Origin of the sequence: Pseudomonas sp. ef1, from assembly GCF_007293365.2 — a bacterium.
GTDB classification, from domain to species: domain Bacteria; phylum Pseudomonadota; class Gammaproteobacteria; order Pseudomonadales; family Pseudomonadaceae; genus Aquipseudomonas; species Aquipseudomonas siliginis.
Genome location: NZ_CM129815.1, coordinates 671,912 through 685,870, shown reverse-complemented (window position 1 = coordinate 685,870; position 13,959 = coordinate 671,912). Strand labels below are relative to the sequence as shown.

At 58.1% G+C, this 13,959-nt stretch carries 13 protein-coding genes; 7 read left to right on the top strand and 6 right to left on the bottom strand.

Annotated features, from left to right (window positions below; all coding sequences use genetic code 11):
• Nucleotides 1–136: 136 nt before the first annotated feature.
• The 5 genes from FEE99_RS03335 (at nt 137) to FEE99_RS03315 (ending at nt 3,994) form a co-directional block, all read left to right on the top strand.
• Entirely contained in the window at nt 137–886 is a 750-nt protein-coding gene (locus FEE99_RS03335; RefSeq protein ID WP_237143797.1) for a lysozyme inhibitor LprI family protein, read from the top strand.
• Nucleotides 887–1,067: 181 nt separating this feature from the next.
• Nucleotides 1,068–2,435, top strand: coding sequence for a lysozyme inhibitor LprI family protein (locus tag FEE99_RS03330; RefSeq protein ID WP_041476666.1), 1,368 nt, complete (start codon nt 1,068–1,070; stop codon nt 2,433–2,435).
• Between the two features lie 66 nt (nt 2,436–2,501).
• Complete coding sequence (locus FEE99_RS03325; RefSeq protein WP_041476622.1) at nt 2,502–2,957, top strand: hypothetical protein; 456 nt, start codon at nt 2,502–2,504, stop codon at nt 2,955–2,957.
• Between the two features lie 4 nt (nt 2,958–2,961).
• Nucleotides 2,962–3,549 carry a lysozyme inhibitor LprI family protein gene (locus FEE99_RS03320; protein ID WP_237143798.1) on the top strand — a complete coding sequence of 196 codons (588 nt, stop codon included), beginning with the start codon at nt 2,962–2,964 and terminating at the stop codon, nt 3,547–3,549.
• Nucleotides 3,550–3,562: 13 nt separating this feature from the next.
• Nucleotides 3,563–3,994 (top strand): hypothetical protein, encoded by a 432-nt coding sequence (locus FEE99_RS03315; RefSeq protein ID WP_081932362.1) that lies wholly within the window; start codon nt 3,563–3,565, stop codon nt 3,992–3,994.
• Nucleotides 3,995–4,053: 59 nt separating this feature from the next.
• Here FEE99_RS03315 and FEE99_RS03310 read toward each other — a convergent pair whose 3' ends face one another.
• Nucleotides 4,054–4,416, bottom strand: coding sequence for a DUF6124 family protein (locus FEE99_RS03310; protein ID WP_041476624.1), 363 nt, complete (start codon nt 4,414–4,416; stop codon nt 4,054–4,056).
• 433 nt (nt 4,417–4,849) lie between these two features.
• Between FEE99_RS03310 and FEE99_RS03305 the strand changes: the two genes are divergently transcribed.
• Together FEE99_RS03305 and FEE99_RS03300 are read left to right on the top strand one after the other, a co-directional pair.
• Complete coding sequence (locus tag FEE99_RS03305) at nt 4,850–5,233, top strand: hypothetical protein (RefSeq protein ID WP_007920327.1); 384 nt, start codon at nt 4,850–4,852, stop codon at nt 5,231–5,233.
• A 187-nt stretch (nt 5,234–5,420) separates the two neighbouring features.
• Entirely contained in the window at nt 5,421–7,985 is a 2,565-nt protein-coding gene (locus FEE99_RS03300) for a hypothetical protein (protein WP_041476625.1), read from the top strand.
• Nucleotides 7,986–8,073: 88 nt separating this feature from the next.
• Here FEE99_RS03300 and FEE99_RS03295 read toward each other — a convergent pair whose 3' ends face one another.
• The 5 genes from FEE99_RS03295 to exbD all read right to left on the bottom strand — a co-directional run bounded on the left by FEE99_RS03295 (nt 8,074) and on the right by exbD (nt 13,956).
• Entirely contained in the window at nt 8,074–9,474 is a 1,401-nt protein-coding gene (locus FEE99_RS03295) for an aminoacyl-tRNA deacylase and HDOD domain-containing protein (RefSeq protein WP_041476626.1), read from the bottom strand.
• Nucleotides 9,475–9,553: 79 nt separating this feature from the next.
• A complete protein-coding gene (gene recG, locus FEE99_RS03290) occupies nt 9,554–11,629 on the bottom strand; it encodes an ATP-dependent DNA helicase RecG (protein ID WP_041476627.1) in 2,076 nt (691 codons plus the stop codon).
• A 9-nt stretch (nt 11,630–11,638) separates the two neighbouring features.
• Nucleotides 11,639–12,568: a hydrogen peroxide-inducible genes activator gene (locus tag FEE99_RS03285; RefSeq protein WP_024014805.1), complete on the bottom strand. Its 930-nt coding sequence runs from the start codon at nt 12,566–12,568 to the stop codon at nt 11,639–11,641.
• Nucleotides 12,569–12,784: 216 nt separating this feature from the next.
• Nucleotides 12,785–13,531 (bottom strand): TonB family protein, encoded by a 747-nt coding sequence (locus FEE99_RS03280; protein WP_041476628.1) that lies wholly within the window; start codon nt 13,529–13,531, stop codon nt 12,785–12,787.
• Nucleotides 13,528–13,956 carry a TonB system transport protein ExbD gene (gene exbD / locus FEE99_RS03275; protein ID WP_016772535.1) on the bottom strand — a complete coding sequence of 143 codons (429 nt, stop codon included), beginning with the start codon at nt 13,954–13,956 and terminating at the stop codon, nt 13,528–13,530. The genes FEE99_RS03280 and exbD overlap by 4 nt, the downstream gene beginning before the upstream one ends.
• Nucleotides 13,957–13,959: the final 3 nt, after the last annotated feature.

Below are 13,959 nucleotides of genomic sequence, written 5' to 3'. Positions count from 1 at the left end.
TTTTTTGCGCTCGATCGCTTTGAATTTGGTTGAGAACTTAAATAGATCTGGCCCGTTTGTCGGTTCTGACTCTATCTTCTGTCGCAGGCCCTTTCAGAATTGAACGGATCACTGAGTTTTTTACGGACGCCAAGGAATGCAGATTTTCAGATTCAGCCTCATTTTTTTACTTTCAATACTGTCGCCTGTGGTCATGGCTGAGGGCACGATGATTGCCACCATCCTTCAGGCCGACTTTTCCAAGGACCCGGAAGTCCGGTTGCTTGTCAGAGTCGTCGATGTGGGTGGCGGTTCGGATACCCCTTCCATGGCGGTTCGTACTCAATGCCTGGAGAGGAAGGCGTCCGCAGAACGTCCTGGGCCGGATCCGTGCTTTTCGATAGAGATCACTGAGAGCAATAAGCAACGGGCCATTGTTCGGCAAACGCTATTGAATGATCCTCAGCGCACAACCGACCCTATCTATTTGGAAATTGTTTATCGCTCAGAGGTCAGCGAAAGCGATCCGACGAATCACCATCAGCGATCCGCCACACTGAAGATCGAAGAAAACGGCCTCTACAATTGGAACAATGAGAGCGAACAGGCATTGGCGGACGTTGAGTGGTTTCCCTCGGGAAATGGCGTTCTTGATCTGATGGTTCCTGACGCGGATGCATTGTTGAATTCTGTATTTCGGGATCGTATGAGTCGGCTGGACGAAAGCGGTCAGAAAGCACTGAGAGAAACTCAAAGAGCCTGGATGAAATTTCGAGATGCGGAGTGCCAGGCCGACCCGAAATTGCATAAATCAGTTTTCGGTGAGTGGTCCGATGCCTGCCTAATTCGCGCGACGATAGAGCGTACTCGCCAATTGGCTTTGGCACCGGACAAAAGCAGACATTGAAAAGGACCAAAACCGGTGTGTTCGAAGAGTGGTAGCCGGACTGCGGCGATGGCTTCGTTAACCTGCGCGTCGACAAAAAACGCAAAGCGTTGCTCAGCACTTACTGGGAAATGAACATACCCAAGCAATGCATCACCCGATTCACCAAACGCAAAACCTGAATGACTCAAGGATGAACACAGTGAACCGTTTTGTTTTAACCCTGCTCGCCGTACTGCTACCGGCTTCAGCTGCCTATGCGCAGGACGACTGCAGCCAAGTCACCTCAAGTCTGGAAATGGTGCCGTGCTCGGAGGCGGCGAAGAAGGCTGCCGATGCGCAGTTGAATGTCAGTTACAAGCAGTTGATGACGCGGCTTGAGTCTGACTATCGAGCAGATCCGGCATTGGGCGCGGAGTACGCCGCGAAGGTCAAAGAGTCGCAACGTGCGTGGTTGAAGTTGCGCGATGCGAACTGCCCTTTGGAGACATTCGAAATCGAGACGGGGATGCCGGCGCATGTGTTCGCCGTTAACTCTTGCATCGCCAGGATGAGCCGAGAGCGTTCGGCGTATCTGGACAAGATTGTCCCTGCTTTAGCATCCGACAAGAGCGCTTCGACGGCGCCGGCCAGCGGCGCTTGTCCTTCGGAGGAGTTTCCTGCTTTCCTGACAGCGTTTTCCGCCAATAGCGAATCACAACGCCGTCTTACCGCAATGACGGTTAATTCGCTGGTATTGAAACCGGTAGCTGGGAAGGATCGAAGCACCTTTGAGCCTTCGACCTCGGGTGTTAGTGGAACAACGTTCACCTATCCGCTGATGGCTGCAATCACACCCGGCAAGACACCTGGAGTCGAGATCGAAGAGGTCGATGACAATCACGTCAACGTTGTGGATAAACGGGCGGGTAACAGCAATATCAAGATCTTCAACTTCTCTCGTCAGGCATGTTGGGTGCTTGAGGGGGTTGAGGATTGGTCGATTAGTGAGAAAGACTTGATAGTGGCGAGCAAGCCCAAGTTGAGTGTTGAGGAGAATTTCTGCCGCCAACGTGCCAACGCCTTCGGTAATTTGGGAGGACTGGAGCAGTACCGTCTCACTGCAGAGCTTTTCGAGGCGTCACTGGAAAATGACCTTTGCGCAGCGCGTTCCGGAGATCCGGAATCCAGTTTGAGTGCAGCAAGTTTGAGCCTTTCGGGCATGGCGCCGCAGTTGCCAACGAATAAATTGGAGGCGTTGATCAAAGCTGCAGCGGCTACTTCGCCCGAAGGCGCACTGATGCTCTCGCTCTATTACTGCGACGGCAACACATTGGCTGGAACAGGTTCATGCCAACATCCAGCGTTGGCTGAAGAATCAATGATCCGGGCTGCGACCATGGGCAGCGTCCACGCGTTGGGTGCTTTAGGCTCCGCTTTCGAGCGGGGGGAACTGGTGACCAAGGATTTGTCCCGTGCTGTGGCCTGTTATGAAATGGGCGCGGCAAAGGGAAGTAAAGGATCGATCAATCGTTTGGATGAGTTAAAGAAAAACTCGACCACACCAATCAAACCCAGCTACTGCTACTGACAACCCCCGAAACCCTGCGCATTCCTTTAAACTTCCCACCCCCAAGGAACGCGCTCAGGATACGGAATGCCAGCCCCTTTTTCCTCGCTTCGCCCTGCGTTGGTGCTTTGGCTATATGCCGCTGCGATCACGCACATCCTCGCCGGTCTTACCCTGACCTGGGCTGGTGACTCCGGCTTTCTCGATGGCTACCTGCGAATCCTCGAACTGTCGTTCTGGGGTGCCGATGCGGTCCCTTTGGCCGGCCACGAACAACAAGTCTGGTGGCTCGCGCTGTTCGGCGCGACGCTGCAAAGTTATTCGCTGTACATGCTCGCATTGGTGCATCTGGGCAATAGCCTCAAAGTGCCGGCAGTCTGGGGCTGGTTGATCGCCGGCATCCTGTTATGGGCGCCGCAGGACATGTGGCTCTCGGCGCAACAGCAGGTCTGGTCGCACGTGTGGCTGGATGGTTTAGCTCTGTTGGTGTTGTTGCCGCCGCTGTTTTGGCTGTACAGACATGACCGTCAAAGGAAGGAGTAACAGCGTGAAAGTATTTTCGATTCTTCTCGGTTGCTTGCTCTCTGCTGCTTCATCCGCATTGTTTGCTGGAGAAGCGTGCAACCCAGACAGTTTGTCCAACCCGGACTTGATCACCTGCGGCCAGCAAACCTTCAAGAAAGTCGATGGTGTCTTGAACGAGCAATACAAAAAAGCGCTGTCGACTCTGGCTCCTGCGGAGCAAAGCCACCTGAGAGATGTGCAAAAGAACTGGGTGCGCTTCAAAGAGTCGTTTTGCGAAGAGCTTTACCAAGCTGCGTTGCCGGGTGCTGAGGCGCCAATCGAGAGGCTTGGGTGTCTGGTGCAGACGACCAATGCTCGGCTGGGAGAGTTGATCGCTCTACAGACGGGTTTACTGCTGGATGGTTTTTACAAAGCGGCATCCGCGATTGCAGGGAAGGATCGTGAGAGAAATTTAGCGGCCTCAATCGAGCGGCTGGGAGGGGATCAATTCGATGATCCGCTTTGGAAGAAGTACGCAGAAGGGCACTGCCAGATGGCTAGCCGTCTGTTGCGTGAAGACGTCGCCTACTGCGTGGTGAGGATGCGCTTTCAATTACCCATGAACCGCTAAAGGAATGTTTGGTTTGAAATTTTCGTCTGCATTGTTTTCCGCGATGCTCGTTTTCGTTCCTCTGGCGGCTCATAGCGAGGTCACGACCGGGGTTTTTTGCTTTCGCTCCTACGAAGGCAAACCCATAAATTTTGAATTCCGAACCTATTACGACTCTGTCGCCAAATGGAGCGGTGCTGGCGTCAAGTACAGCAAGTCGAAAAAGGCAATCGGGCTGGTTCATCGCAGTACTGAACAAGAAGAACTCGTGTATGGCCGGCCCTACCAGTACACGACAACTTGGGTTGAAGTAGTTGATGGCGCACTGACAGGTGAGTATCAGATGGTCACTCAGGGTGGCCGGGTTGATGCGATGACGTATACGAATTACAAGTCTGCAAAGAAGTATTCGTTTGAAAACGATTACAACGTGGATGCGAAACCTGAAACAGGTTGCCAGTGGTGAAGCAGGGAATATTCAAAAAGGGGACTTAACGTCCCCTTTTTTTTCATTCACCAATCTCGCTACGGCTTGGCCGCCACGCTTCGCACTTCAATGTGATCAAGCGTCCCTTCCACCATCAATCTGACCCCGTCCGCTATTCTACTCAATGCCAATGCAACCGAGCGGCGGGAGCCATCTATGTCGTCCGCAAGATCCGCAGCGATGATGCTGATGGACAGCAGATCTTCCGAGGCGTTGGCCAGGAGGGCTTCGGCGTCGATGTCCGGGTTCAGGCTGAACAGGCCTTCGCGGCGTGGGGCCTGAGGGAGGTCGGGTTTGCAGAACTGGTGATCGAGGGCGCGTTCGGCGGCTTCATGTAGTTTTCTTGAATCGAAGGATTCGTAGGGGGAGGTGTCCTCGGTGCTGGTAGTTGAATTGGTCATCGGTGTAAATCCCTTGGAGTAAGAAGAAAATGCTCCCGAATTCGGACTTGCACATCCGGTCACCGAATACCCGATGACGCAGGAAGCCTATCGGTGATCTTCAAGCTCGCCTAGTTCACGGACAGCCCCGCACTTTGCAGGAAATTTCCCATAGATTCGCAGTCCGGAAGATCAAAAGATCGCAGGCTTCGCCAGCTCCTACAGGGATGTGTTTCAACAGTGGTAGGGAAGGTGAGTGGTGAGACGCGGAGCGTCTCGGGATGCCTTCCCACGCGGAGCGGGGGAACGATCAGGGGCGAGCGCTGAATCGTGACTTGGCAGTCATCGTGCGGGAACTGGTCTGCATCCTCTTCCAAAAGAGTCAGATACTGGCGTTATCGTCCGAATCCCTTACACTGCCCCGGCCGTTTATTATCCTTTTGAGGCTGTGCGCATGAAATTTCGTTTTCTCCTGTGGATGATGGGTTTGTTGATGGGTAAGGCCAGCCGGACAAATCCTGCGTTCCAGCAGCAGTTGGGTGACAAGGATCTGGTGTTTCAGTTGCAGACGCTGGACGGGAAAGTGGCGCGGCATTTCGTGGTCAAGGATCAGCGCATCACCAGCAAGTCTGGCGTGGTGGCGGAGCCGGCGTTTGCGATTGCGTTTAAAGACGCGGGTTATGGCTTTGCCACGATGCAGGCGAAGAACAAGCAGTTGGCGTTTATGCAGGGGATTCAGGACAAGTCGATCCAGTTGAAGGGTAATCCGGCGCTGGTGATGTGGTTTCAGGGGTTGATGAAGTATTTGAAGCCGAGGAAGGCGAAGGCCAAGGCTTGAGATTTTTTCAGGTTGGCTTCAAGCGAAGCACGATGAAGGATCGAGCGTTCTTTGGCTCGCAAAGTCGTTATTCAGGCCTGTAAAGACGGTCGTACTGTCATTTCTGTCAGGTGCTTTGCTCATCTTCGCGATGCTCTACTCAAGCTCCGGTCCCGAAAGGACGCCACGCACTTGATGGAGCAAGAACATGACTCAGGCTCAGGACTTGACCACCCCAGGTACCCCCGATCCCTCTTTCGCCCTGAATGGTTTATTGAAGTTGCCGATACCGGGCATTGCGAGCCTTGAGGCTGCAGCTGTTTTGGCCCTTCCCGACGGGAAGTTATTGGTCGCACTTCCTCTGGAAGGAAGTGACGCGCTGCTAGCCATCGCCCGATTGAACGAAGACGGGACGCTCGACAAGTCCTTCGGAAGCCATGACACGGGTTTCGTCGAGATATCTATAAACGGCGCTAGCATCAGCACCGTGTTTGGACTCGATGCGTTGCCGGACGGCGGCTGGCTGGTGCGCGTTCAATACTTCACGCAGAAAGCCGTCGACGCTGGCCAAGCAATGATCCGCTTGAAAGGCAACGGTGAGCTGGACGATTCGTTCGGCGATAAAGGCGTGAGTTTATTTTCTTTCTACACGATCCCGGGCTCCACGCTTGCGTCGTCGGCAGGGGCGAAGTCAAGTCAAAAGTCCCCCGCTGCAAATGCCTCTACCGGCTCTGCAGTTCAGCAGGCCGATGGCAAAATTGTCCTGCTCCACTTTCTCCTGATCGATGAGCCATGGCCATCGCCCGTCGTGATGCGTCTTTTGGCAAACGGCTCGCTCGATCCATCATTTGACGGCGCGGGGTACGTCTTGGTGGATGTCGGTGCCACCTCGAGCACCGCCGGCGCTATCGCTGTTCAAGCCGATGGCAAAGTATTGGTTTGCGGCGTTTTTCAGAGTGGTGAGACAGCCTCCGGAGTTTTTCTGGCACGTTTGGACGTAGCGGGGAAGCTGGATAAGGATTTCAACAACGGCCAGGCGAAGCTGATTTTCGACGAGGATGGCGAGAGCTCTTTGAACGCTGTTTCGGTGCGCGAAAGTGATGGCAGGATCGTTGCGGTGGGTGACGCCTGGCAAAAGAACGTCCATGGCGGGTTGGTGGTTGTGCTGAACGCCAGTGGAGCATCCAATCTTGTATTCAATAATGGCCAGCCTCTGTTTTCCCCGTTACTGCCAGACGGATTGACGTGGCGGCATACATCACAGCTCGACGGCTCGATCATTGTCGTTGGAGCCGGTGATTCCGCGGTAATTACCGCGCGCTTTCTCGCAGACGGCAAGCTGGACACGGCCTTCAACGGTATTGGCTATACGCTCTTCGATAACGTAGCGGGGCCAGTGTTTCCTCATGATCTGGCAATCATGGAGGACGGTCGGATAGTGGTGTCCATGACCCACACCAGCCTTTCTGACCCTTCCCGGGTGGATGGCTGGATCACTCGCTATCTAAGCGCAAACCTGACGAGTGGCACGCTGAATTTTGATCCGTCTTTTGGCGAAAACGGCATTGTCAGATTTCCGCTTGGAGGATTGTCTGAGTTTGACGTAAGAGCGGTATTGGCTCTGCCGGACAACAAGTTGCTGGTGGCTGTTCGTCGACGCAACGATGGCCTGGAAACGCTGATCGCCCGGCTTCTGGAGGACGGCCAAATGGACCTCGGTTTTGGTGATGACAAGACAGGATTCGTCGAGATTTCACTCAAGGACGGTTTGTATATGCACTCGATGCTCGAGTTGACGCCGTTCCCGGATGGCGGTTGGCTCGTTCGTGCCGAGTACCAGAACAATGGGCCTGATGTTTCTGCCGGGCTGGTTGTCGTGAAACAAGACAAAGATGGACGGCTGGATCACAATTTTGCTGAACAGGGTGTGCGTTACCTTCCTTATGCGCAGATGGGGAGCGCGGGTCATGGCGACAATGTCTTGCGGCAAGACGAGAAAATCCTGCTGGTCGGCTCCGTCGAAGACGACGCTGGCCGTGTGAGCGGCATCGTCATGCGGCTCAATGCGGATGGCTCCGACGACACCACGTTCAATGGCACGGGTTTCGCGCTTGTCGAGCTCGCTGGCATTGCATACCAACACAGTTCTGCGCAGCTGGTCGCGCATCAACCTGACGGCGCTGTGGTGGTTGGTGGCAGCTATAGCGGGCCATCTTCGGGCGCTTACGTCATTCGATTCGACGCTAACGGCAAGATCGACAGGTCATTCGGCGAGAGCGGTAACGGCGTCGTGATCATCTCTGGTGAGGATGATATCCACCTGTCCGCCATTTCAATTGTGGATAGCAAGATTGTTCTTGCAGGGGCTGCCGTAAGGGACGGTGGCATGCGTGGAGTGATTGCGGTACTCACATCCAAAGGTTCCTACAATCTCGTATTCAATAATGGTAAGCCGTTGTTATCCGACTTTGTCCCGCAAGGTTTGAGATGGTTGCGCTGTTTAGCGCGACCTGACGGTTCAATCGTCGTCAGCGGCAACACCGGAATCGGAGTCACCGACGATGATCCGAGTGCGATCACGGCGAAGTTTTTGGCGGACGGAACACCGGACCTGTCATTCAACGGCACAGGGTTCAGCATCTTCGACGAGGCCGGGGTCCTGGAGGCTCTTCATGACATGACGGTACTGGCGGACGGCCGAATTGTAGTGGGAGGGTATTTCATTGGAAGCTTCCCGAACCCGCAGGGCTGGGTGATTCGGTACCGCGGTTGATTACGCCAATAATCAACAGTTGGCCGCAACGCACCCGCTCCTGAAGATCGCATCGATCTTGTGGGAGCGGGCTTGCCCGCGAAGCTTTTCAGGCCTGGCTGAACTGCGAAGCCAGTTCACGCAGCAGCACTTCAGCCTCAAGCACTTTGCTGACGACATCGTTGGCTTTGTCACGGCTCAAACCAACGCGTTCGAGCAGGGCATCCGGAATATCTTCATCCGGCCCGGAGCCAATGCCACGACTGCGCAGCAGGCGTACGGCCAGGCAGACGAGGTTCGGGTATTCGGCGTAGGCGCCGTCGTAGCTTGGGTCGTGCTGGAAGCGCAGGGCGGTGGCCAGTTCATCCGGCATGTCCCAGTAGCGCATCAGCCACGAGCCGATCTGTTCACGGCTGATACCGAGCAGGTGTTGCTCGATGTAGCTGTGGCACAGGTGCGGGTTGACCTCCAGGTGGCGGCAGATCAGCGAGAAGTGCGGCGGAAACACGTGGGCCAGCAGCAGGTAACCGAAGTTATGCAGCAGACCGGCCAGATACGTCAGGCCGGCTTCCGGGCGCTGGGCGCGCGGCATGGCGCGGGTCAGGCCTTCGATGACGGCGGCGGTGTAGATCGACTGCTGCCAGTACGGCGTGGTGTGTTGCGGATGGTCTTTCGGCAGGCTCAGGGTCTTGCCGAGGGCCAGGCCCAGCGCGAGGTTGATCACCAGATCGAAGCCCAACACGCGGACGATCGCGTCTTCCACCGAACGAATCTTGCCCGGCGAGGCGTAGTACGGCGACGCCGCCCAGCTCACCACTTGCGCGGCCAGCGCCGGGTCGGTTTCAACCACGCCGGTGATGTCGTCGATGGTGGCATTGGGGTCAACGCGCAGCTTGATGATTTTTTGCGCGGTTTCGGCCAGCGGCGGAATCTCGATGGTCGCTTCCAGACGCTGCTGAATGCGCCGCGCGGTGAACGCCTGCACGGCCTGGGTGATTTCCTCGCGGTCATCGTCCGGGCGGTCGAGGTTCGGGCGGATGCTGCTCAGGGCTTCGCCGAAGTTGGCGGCGCTGGCCTTGGTCAGCATCGATTTGAAGTCTTCGCTGCTGATTTCCAGCAGCAGGCCCGGCTCGCCGGAGTTGATCAGCAGCTTCGGCTCGCGCAGCAGGCTTTCTTCGTAGAGGCACGGCGAACTGGTTAGCGCCGGCAGGCCTGGGAGCAGGCTCAGATTGTGTTTGCCGAGCATCTTCTCCAGGCGCTCGGTGGACACGGCTGTGAGGCGGCGACCAGTGAGTTCGGCGAGGCGATTGAGATCCAGCAACTGGCTCTGTGGAAACAGCACCATCAACGCGCCCACGGCGTCGTCCAGCAACACGGCCTGCACTTTGCGCGAGGCATTGAGGCCGTGGTGGTCGAGCACTTCTTCGTAGGCAACGCCCAGCTTGTTGAGCAGCAGCCGAATAACAGACGGAGCTTGCGGAGATTCGGGGACGAGAGCAGCTTCGGTCATGGTCTGTATCCGTTTTTGAAACAATGGCAGGAGTATAACCAGCTCTGTAGGAACGATCCTGCACAAACTGCGACGGTGCTCACACTTGGCCGTATTGCTGCCCATGCCGCAGCCAACGGTCAAGCAATGGGCTGACGTGGGTCGGCCAGCGCTCCAGCAAAGCCTGGGCAGCATCGCGCACGGCGGGCAATAAATCGGCGTCGCGCATCAGGTCGGCGACCTTGAATTGCAGCAGGCCGGTCTGGCGGGTGCCGAGCATTTCCCCGGGGCCGCGCAATTCGAGGTCTTTTTCGGCGATGACGAAACCGTCGTTGGTCTCGCGCATGATGCCCAGGCGCTGGCGGCCGATCTGCGACAGCGGCGGGTGGTAGAGCAGCACGCAATGACTGGCGGCGCTGCCCCGGCCGACGCGACCACGCAACTGGTGCAACTGTGCGAGGCCGAGGCGCTCGGGGTTTTCGATGATCATCAGGCTGGCGTTGGGCACGTCGACGCCGACTTCGATCACCGTGGTCGCGACCAGCAGTTGCAGGTTGCCGGCCTTGAACTCGGCCATGACGGCGGCTTTCTCTACCGGTTTCATGCGCCCGTGAATCAGCCCGACTTTCAATTCGCCGAGGGCGGCGGTGAGGTCTTCAAACGTGGTTTCGGCGGCCTGGCAGGTCAGCTCTTCCGATTCTTCAATCAGCGTACACACCCAATAGGCCTGACGACCCTCAGCGCAGGCGCTGCGTACGCGTTCGATGACTTCGACGCGGCGGGTGTCGGTGACCAGCACGGTGTTGACCGGGGTACGCCCGGGCGGCAATTCATCGAGGATCGAGGTGTCGAGGTCGGCGTAGGCACTCATCGCCAATGTGCGTGGAATCGGCGTGGCGGTCATGATTAGTTGGTGCGGGCACATGCGCCCGCCAACGCCTTTCTGCCGCAGCGCCAGACGCTGTTGCACGCCGAAGCGGTGCTGTTCGTCGATGATCACCAGTGCGAGGTTCTTGAACTGTACTTCGTCCTGGAACAGCGCGTGGGTGCCGACCACCATTGGTGTTCCGCTGGCGATCTGCTCCAGCGCGGCGACGCGGTTTTTGCCTTTGAGCTTGCCGGCCAGCCACGCGACTTCAATGCCAAGCGGTTCGAGCCAGCGCTTGAAGGTGATGAAGTGTTGTTCGGCGAGGATCTCGGTCGGCGCCATCAGCGCGACTTGATAACCGGCCTCCAGCGCTTGCAGTGCGGCGAGGGCGGCAACCACGGTCTTCCCCGCGCCAACGTCACCCTGAATCAGCCGCAGCATCGGTTCGTGCTGACTGAGGTCGTAGGCGATTTCGTTGCCGACGCGCTGTTGCGCGCCGGTCGGGTTGAAGCCGAGGTTTTTCAGGTATTTCGGTGGCAGCTTTGTGGCTTTCGGCATCGCCGGCGCGCGCAGTGAACGCATGCTTTCGCGCAGACGCTGTTGCGACAGTTGATGCGTGAGCAGTTCTTCGAAAGCCAGGCGATGCTGCGCCCAGTGATGGCCAAGGGCGAGTTCATCGACATCGGCATCGGCGGGCGGGTTGTGCAGGTAACGGATCGCGTCGGCCAGCGGCGCCAGTTGGTAGTCGCGGGCCAGTTCGGTCGGCAGCCAGTCCGGCAGGGTGCTCGGCTTGAGCAGTGTCAGGGTCTGCATGCACAGCTGGCGCAGGCGCTGCTGGGTCAGGCCTTCGGTGAGCGGGTAGACCGGGGTCAGGGTTTCATCCACTGGCGGCGGTTCGTCGCCGGTGATGGCGCGGTATTCGGGGTGGTAGATTTCCAGGCCTGAGGCGCCGGGCCGGGCTTCGCCGTAGCAGCGAACCCGCGTGCCACGCTTGAGCCCTTCCTTCTGCGCGTTGCTGAAATGGTAGAAGCGCAGGCTCAGCCCGCCGGTGCCGTCCTGCAAGCGCACGACCAGACTGCGGCGGCGACCCATGACCACGTCGGCACCGCTGACGGTGCCTTCGACCACGGCGTCCTGCCCCGGTCGCAATGCGCCGATCGGCACCACGCGGGTGCGATCCTGATAACGCAGCGGCAAGTGGAAGAGCACGTCCTGCAGATTCTCGAGGCCGACCTTGGCCAGTTTCTCGGCCATGGCTTCGCCGACACCCTTGAGTGCCGTCACCGACACTTGCGACAGCTCCGTCATGACGCTCGCTTAACCGGCCGTAACCGGCGCCGCTGGCTTGGCCACCGAGCACAGGCGAATGGAGTCGGCGAGGATCTCGATGGCTTTCGGCCGTGGGAAGCTCGCGCGCCAGGCGATCGCCACGGTGCGGAACGGCACCGGCGCGGTCAGTGGGCGCACTTCGATCACGCCGGGGGCGTAGTGATGGCTGTCCACCGCCGACAGCGGCAGGATCGAGATGCCCAGGCCGGACGCGACCATGTGGCGAATGGTTTCCAGCGAGCTGGATTCTACCGTGGTGTGCTTGGCGCCGTCGTTGCCTTTGGTCAGGGTCGGGCAGGCTTCGAGCACCTGATCGCGGAAACAGTGACCTTCACCGAGCAGCAGCAGGCTCTTGTCGTTGAGCAGGCCGGCGTCGATGGATTCTTTCTTGGTCCACGGATGCTGGGCCGGCATGAGCACGTAGAACGGCTCGTCGTAAAGCGGCAGGGTCAGCACGTCGGCTTCATTGAACGGCAGGGCGATGATGATCGCGTCGAGCTCGCCGTTGCGCAGTTTGTCGCGCAGCACGTGGGTAAAGTTTTCTTCGATGTACAACGGCATCTGCGGGGCGACCCGGTGCAGTTGTGGAATCAGATGCGGGAACAGGTACGGGCCGACGGTGTAGATGGCGCCGACTTTCAGCGGTGCGGTCAGCTGGTTCTTGCCGGCCTGGGCCAGTTCACGGATGCCCTGGGCTTGTTCGAGGACTTTCTGCGCCTGGGCGACGATGCCCTCGCCGACCGGGGTCAGGCGCACGGCGCTTTTGCTGCGCTCGAAAATCAGCACACCGAGTTCGTCTTCAAGTTTTTTCACGCCCACCGACAGCGTCGGCTGACTGACGTGGCAACGCTCGGCGGCATGGCCGAAATGCTGCTCTTGGGCGAGGGTAACGATGTAGCGTAATTCTGTGAGGGTCATAGCAAGCGTCCATGAAGATGCGCGCCAAGCATACCGGCTGCAATCGATAGACGCACGTTATCAGACTGCGGGCTGAGTGCGACACCGGTCGAGGTCGGTTTGCCGCTGGCAGATATGCAAAAGGCACCTTTCGGTGCCTCTTGGCTTGGTTCTCTCGGCTGGCGGAGAACCTTGTGGGAGCTGGCAAGCCAGCTCCCACAGGTATTGCGGTGCTTCTTAGCGGCGGCGTTCCAGCGAATAAACAAACGGTGCAACAATTTCGATCGAGCCGTTATTGAGCATGTCGGCCGGCGGCTTGGGCAACGGTTGCGCGCGGCGGATCATGTCCAGGGTGGCCCGGTCCAGATCAGCGTTGCCAGAGCGGCCCACCAGTTCGAACGACAGCACATTACCTTCGCCATCAACCACGAAGCGCAGACGATTCAAGCCTTCCTTGCCCCGCGACTGCGCACTCTGCGGGTACTTTTTGTACTTCTGCAAATGCGCGAGCAGGGTACCTTGCCAACTGGCCTTGGCTGCCAACTGAGCCGGCGACGGACCTGGTGCAGGCTGGGCGGATTTCTCCGTTGGCGCCTGGGTCGGTTGAGTATCGGCCGGTTTCTCCTCGGAAGGTTTTTCCTTTGGCGGATCAGGCAGCTTCTTCTCCACCGGCTTTGGCGGTTTCGGCTTGGGCTTAGGCTTGGGTTTGGGTACCGCGATTTCCGCCTTCGGTGCTTCAGCCAGTTTCGGGATCGGCAACTCTTCAACCGGAGCCGGTGGCTGCGGCGGTGTGACGACTTTCGGCGGAGCCGGCGGTGGCGGGGCAGGCAACGGGGCCAGCTCGACCATCATTGCCTGCGGCGGCAATTCGATGGGCGGGCGGGCGGTCCAGTTCAGCGCCAGCGCGATGGCCAGCGCGTGCACGCCCAGCACCACGGCCAGGCTACCGCTGTAACGCGTCAGCTTATGGCGCGTCGTGATCATTTCTTGGCTGCCGTCTCAAGTCCGACCAGACCGACCTTCAGGTAACCGGCGGCGCGCAGGCTGTCCATCACGCTCATCAGGTCGCCGTAATCCACGCCTTTGTCGGCCTGGAAGAAGATGGTGGTGTCTTTCTTGCCCTGGGTCTTGGCGTCGAGGGTAGCGCCAAGGGTTTCGGCTTTCACTTCGTCGTCACCGAGGAACAGGCGCTGGTCCGCTTTCACACTGAGGAACACCGGTTTCTCTGGCCGCGGCGCCGGTTTGGCGGTCGAGGCCGGCAGGTCGACTTTGATGTCCACAGTGGCCAACGGCGCGGCCACCATGAAGATGATCAACAGCACCAGCATCACGTCGATGAACGGCGTGACGTTGATTTCGTGGTTCTCGGCCAGATCGTCGTCTGCGCCTTCTTTCAAATGCAGGCCCATGGC

Excerpts from the sequence above, each read along its gene's own strand:
- FEE99_RS03295 (WP_041476626.1), bottom strand. The coding sequence starts at position 9,474 with ATGACCGAAGCTGCTCTCGTCCCCGAATCTCCGCAAGCTCCGTCTGTT.
- FEE99_RS03280 (WP_041476628.1), bottom strand. The coding sequence starts at position 13,531 with ATGATCACGACGCGCCATAAGCTGACGCGTTACAGCGGTAGCCTGGCC.
- exbD (WP_016772535.1), bottom strand. The coding sequence starts at position 13,956 with ATGGGCCTGCATTTGAAAGAAGGCGCAGACGACGATCTGGCCGAGAAC.
- FEE99_RS03300 (WP_041476625.1), top strand. The coding sequence starts at position 5,421 with ATGACTCAGGCTCAGGACTTGACCACCCCAGGTACCCCCGATCCCTCT.
- FEE99_RS03325 (WP_041476622.1), top strand. The coding sequence starts at position 2,502 with ATGCCAGCCCCTTTTTCCTCGCTTCGCCCTGCGTTGGTGCTTTGGCTA.
- recG (WP_041476627.1), bottom strand. The coding sequence starts at position 11,629 with ATGACGGAGCTGTCGCAAGTGTCGGTGACGGCACTCAAGGGTGTCGGC.
- FEE99_RS03310 (WP_041476624.1), bottom strand. The coding sequence starts at position 4,416 with ATGACCAATTCAACTACCAGCACCGAGGACACCTCCCCCTACGAATCC.
- FEE99_RS03285 (WP_024014805.1), bottom strand. The coding sequence starts at position 12,568 with ATGACCCTCACAGAATTACGCTACATCGTTACCCTCGCCCAAGAGCAG.
- FEE99_RS03335 (WP_237143797.1), top strand. The coding sequence starts at position 137 with ATGCAGATTTTCAGATTCAGCCTCATTTTTTTACTTTCAATACTGTCG.
- FEE99_RS03305 (WP_007920327.1), top strand. The coding sequence starts at position 4,850 with ATGAAATTTCGTTTTCTCCTGTGGATGATGGGTTTGTTGATGGGTAAG.